General features: G+C 36.7%; 1 protein-coding gene. It reads right to left on the bottom strand.

What is annotated here, in order from left to right; all coding sequences use genetic code 11:
• On the bottom strand, positions 1 to 474 hold a 474-nt coding region (locus AACQ14_RS24105), incomplete at both ends, for a class I tRNA ligase family protein (protein WP_339366076.1).

The following is a 474-nucleotide window of genomic DNA, read 5'->3' on the forward strand; positions in this document are numbered from 1 at the left end:
TTTTCTGACCATTTTCGTCTTGAACAAGTCCAAGTACTATTACATTCTTGAATGCTGGCTTATCAAATAGTAATGTTGATATTGCTAACAATGAATAGAACCAGCCTCTTGTTTGGTCAACAGCTTCACTAATAAAATTAGCTGGGAAGTTATCTTCAAATATCTCTTTATTTTCAAATGGGTAATGCCTTATGCTCAATGGCATTGAACCTGAGTCAAACCAACAGTCAATTACTGGCGAAACTCTCTTCATTTTCTTATTACATTTTGGACAATTGATAAGCACATCATCAATATATGGTCTGTGAAGCTCTATATCATCTGGACAATTGTCACTCATGCTTTTAAGCTCTTCTATACTTCCGATTGCATGACGGTGACCGCATTCACATTCCCAGATATTAAGAGGAGTTCCCCAATATCTGTCACGGCTTAATCCCCAGTCCATAACATTTTCTAACCAGTTTCCAAATC

Origin of the sequence: Vallitalea maricola (genome assembly GCF_036985595.1) — a bacterium.
Lineage (GTDB): Bacteria > Bacillota > Clostridia > Lachnospirales > Vallitaleaceae > Vallitalea > Vallitalea maricola.